Raw genomic sequence first — 3,385 nt, forward strand, 5'->3', positions numbered from 1 at the left:
CGCTGGCTGATCACCGCGCGCAGGTTCAGCGCCAGGTTCATCAGCACGTTCTTGTGCGCCGATTCGGGGAAGAAGTTGAGGATGCGTTCCAGCGTCTGGTCGGCGTTGTTCGAGTGCAGCGTGGCCAGGCACAGGTGGCCGGTCTCGGAGAAGGCGATCGCCGCCTCCATGGTGTCGGTGTCGCGGATCTCGCCGATCATGATCACGTCCGGCGCCTCGCGCATCGCGTTCTTCAGCGCCTCGTGATAGCTGTGCGTGTCCAGCCCCACCTCGCGCTGGTTGACGATCGACTTCTTGTGCCGGTGCAGGTATTCGATCGGATCCTCGATGGTGAGGATGTGGCCGGAGGAATTCGTGTTGCGGTGGTCGAGCATCGCCGCCAGCGTGGTCGACTTGCCCGAGCCGGTGGCGCCGACCACCAGGATCAGGCCGCGCGGCTCCATGATCAGGTCGCGGAAGATCTTCGGCAGCTGCAGCTGCTCGATGCTGGGAATCTCGCTCTTGATCGCGCGGATCACCATGCCCACTTCGCCGCGCTGCTTGAACACGTTGATGCGGAAGCGCCCGGCTTCCTTCACCGCCAGCGCCATATTCAATTCAAGGTCGCGCTCGAACTGGGGCACCTGGCCTTCGTCCATCAGCGAGTAGGCGATCTTCTTGACCATGCCGCTGGGAAGGCCGGTATTGCCCAGCGGATACAGTTTGCCCTCGACCTTGATATTCACCGGGGCCCCCGTGGACAGGAACATGTCCGACGCGCCCTTGTCTACCATAAGCTTGAGGAAGTAACCGATGTCCACGAAAAACCCCTAGTTTGCGAAATGCGCGTTGCAATGATGGATTATGCCCGCCCACAATACGCTGCGACACACCATGAGGAATGTGATGCACATCTTTTCCCTGCCGGCCGGACATTTCCGGCCCGGCCGCACCGTCCTGATCGCCCTGGTCCTGGCCCTGTTCGTGGCTGGCTGCGCCTCGGTGCCGCCGCCCAATGACTCGATGAACATGGCCCAGACCCAGCTGCAGATGGCTCGCGACGCCGGCGCGGCCGATTATGCGCCGGTGGACCTCGGGTTTGCCCAGGACAAGTTCCAGCTGGCGCAGTCGGCCATGGCCGAACGCAAGTACGCCGACGCGGCGAACCTGGCCGAGGAATCCCGCGCCGACGCGGAACTGGCCCAGGCCAAGGCCCGCCTGGGCGCAGCGCGCGCCCAGATCCAGAGCAAGATGCAGGAAAACAGCCGCCTGCGGGCCCAGGGCGAGGCTGCGGCCGCCGCGGCGCAGGCGCCTGCGCCGGCGCCACCGGCCAGCAACGCCCAGCCCACCGAAGACATGCCGGCACCGCCGTCCTCGGCGCTGTCCGCGCCGGCCGGTGACGGTTTCCAGACCGTGCCGGACAACGCACAACAGCCTGCGGTGGACCCCGCGGGAGGTCAGCCATGAGGCATTCCGCCATCATCCTCGCCACCATCGCGCTGGCGTTGGCTACGCTGGGTTCGGCCCATGCCCGCCAGGACGACATCGACATCAACCGCCTGACCGGCAGCCTCAACCAGCTCGCCAGCGATCCCAGCCTGGGCGCCTACGCCCAGGCCGAACAGGCCCGTGCCCGCGACGCCATCAACCGGCTGGCCCAGGCCGGCTCGCGCGAACGGCCGCATGCGCTCTATCTGGCCGAGCGTCGCGTCGACCTGGCCAAGACTGCCGCCCAGGTGCAGGACGCCCAGGTCAAGCTGACCCAGCTCGACCGCGAACACGACCAGATCCTGCTGGACAACAGTCGCCGTGATGCGGAGCTGGCCCGGCGCGAGCTGGAGCGGCAGCGCCTGCAATACCAGCTGGCGCAGGAGGAGGCGGCCCGGCTGCAGGCGCAAGGGCTGGAGTATTCGCAGGCGGCCGACCAGGCCCGGGCCGAAGCGGATCGGGCGAAGAAGCTGGCTGCGGCGCAGAGCAAGGTGGCACGCGCCGCCAAGCGGCAGGCCGAGCTGGCGGCCCAGGCCGCCAAGGCGTTGCGCTCGCAGATGGAAAGCGCGGACAAGCCTTCCGCGACCGATGCCAAGCCGTCCGGCCAGCATCGCTGAGCGGTCGTTTCCGAACCCCGTTAGGGTCGCGGAAGAAAGTCGTTGAGTGGATGTAAAAGACTGTTTTGGCAGTTTTTTACGGAACTTTCCACGCTTCCCGGAAGTGCCCTCGAAACGCTTGCACCCCCTCTGGCGGGGGAGTAGGGTCAAAGTCCCACGGGGCATCCCGACCCCGTGGGTCATTGACCGAACCATGCACGCATTCCTCGCTTCGAAAGCTTCCTCCGCATCCGGGATTCCGGCGCGGATCGAGGGTGCGCGCCCCGGTTCACCGTCTGCGGACGGCCGGTAGCGTCCGCACGTCAACTCGCGAGGAGGTCGGACCATGTTTGAAAACCAGCAGCGTGATGATGTCGAGGCATTGATGAAGGCCGATGCGGAATTCCGGCGGCTTTACCAGCATCACAGGGAACTCGACAGCAAGGTGCACGACGCCGACATCGGCGTGCTGCCCATCGACGACATGACCCTGGCCAGCATGAAGAAGGAAAAACTGCTGGCCAAGGCCCGACTCGAACGCATGTGGGCAGACCGGGCGCATCTCGTCCACTGAACTCGGTTGTTCGCGAACGCGGCCCCGGGCCCTTCCGCCAGACGGAAAGGGTGCCGGGGCCGCCGCGTTTGCACTGTCCGCTGCGGGCGCTCGGGTATCATGGCCCTCTTGTCGCGACGGTCTTCATCCCGTCGCAACCACATCACGGAGCCCCCATGACGGTTCACCAGAGCGTTCTTGAATTGATCGGCCGCACCCCGATGGTCCGCACCCAGCGCCTGGACACCGGCCTGTGCCAGCTGTTCCTCAAGCTGGAGAGCGCCAACCCCGGCGGCTCGATCAAGGATCGCATCGGCCTGTCGATGATCGAGGGTGCCGAGAAGGACGGCCGCATCCGCCCGGGCGACATCCTGGTCGAAGGCACCGCCGGCAACACCGGCCTTGGCCTGGCCCTGGTGGCGCAGGCCAAGGGCTACCGCCTGATCCTGGTGGTGCCGGACAAGATGAGCCGCGAGAAGATCTTCAACCTGAAGGCGATGGGCGCCGAGGTGGTGCTGACCCGTTCCGACGTGGCCAAGGGTCACCCCGAGTATTACCAGGACATGGCCGAGCGGATCGCCCGCGAGACGCCCGGCGCGTACTTCATCAACCAGTTCGGCAACCCCGACAACCCGGCCGCGCACATCGCCACCACCGGGCCCGAAATCCTCGAGCAGATGGACGGCCAGGTCGACGCGATCGTGCTCGGCTGCGGTTCGTCCGGCACGCTGAGCGGCCTGTCGAAATTCTTCGCCGAGCACTCGCCGCA

At 66.1% G+C, this 3,385-nt stretch carries 5 protein-coding genes; 4 read left to right on the forward strand and 1 reads right to left on the reverse strand.

What is annotated here, in order from left to right:
* A partial coding sequence (locus tag VFQ84_RS00145) for a PilT/PilU family type 4a pilus ATPase (RefSeq protein WP_325127945.1) occupies positions 1-800 on the reverse strand: 800 nt, incomplete at its 3' end.
* A gap of 85 nt (positions 801-885) precedes the next feature.
* Between VFQ84_RS00145 and VFQ84_RS00150 the strand changes: the two genes are divergently transcribed.
* The 4 genes from VFQ84_RS00150 to VFQ84_RS00165 form a co-directional block, all read left to right on the forward strand.
* Positions 886-1,446 carry a DUF4398 domain-containing protein gene (locus VFQ84_RS00150; RefSeq protein ID WP_007807541.1) on the forward strand — a complete coding sequence of 187 codons (561 nt, stop codon included), beginning with the start codon at positions 886-888 and terminating at the stop codon, positions 1,444-1,446.
* Positions 1,443-2,084: a hypothetical protein gene (locus VFQ84_RS00155; RefSeq protein WP_325127951.1), complete on the forward strand. Its 642-nt coding sequence runs from the start codon at positions 1,443-1,445 to the stop codon at positions 2,082-2,084. Before VFQ84_RS00150 ends, VFQ84_RS00155 begins: the two co-directional genes overlap by 4 nt.
* A gap of 325 nt (positions 2,085-2,409) precedes the next feature.
* Entirely contained in the window at positions 2,410-2,637 is a 228-nt protein-coding gene (locus VFQ84_RS00160; protein WP_007807544.1) for a YdcH family protein, read from the forward strand.
* A 155-nt stretch (positions 2,638-2,792) separates the two neighbouring features.
* Positions 2,793-3,385 (forward strand): cysteine synthase family protein (locus tag VFQ84_RS00165; RefSeq protein ID WP_325127954.1); only part of this gene is annotated, 593 nt, incomplete at its 3' end.

It is taken from the genome of Arenimonas sp. (assembly GCF_035721105.1).
Taxonomy (GTDB): domain Bacteria; phylum Pseudomonadota; class Gammaproteobacteria; order Xanthomonadales; family Xanthomonadaceae; genus Arenimonas.

What these genes read in the sequence shown, in the direction of transcription:
- VFQ84_RS00155 (WP_325127951.1), top strand. Translation starts at nt 1,443, where the DNA reads ATGAGGCATTCCGCCATCATCCTCGCCACCATCGCGCTGGCGTTGGCT.
- VFQ84_RS00160 (WP_007807544.1), top strand. Translation starts at nt 2,410, where the DNA reads ATGTTTGAAAACCAGCAGCGTGATGATGTCGAGGCATTGATGAAGGCC.
- VFQ84_RS00150 (WP_007807541.1), top strand. Translation starts at nt 886, where the DNA reads ATGCACATCTTTTCCCTGCCGGCCGGACATTTCCGGCCCGGCCGCACC.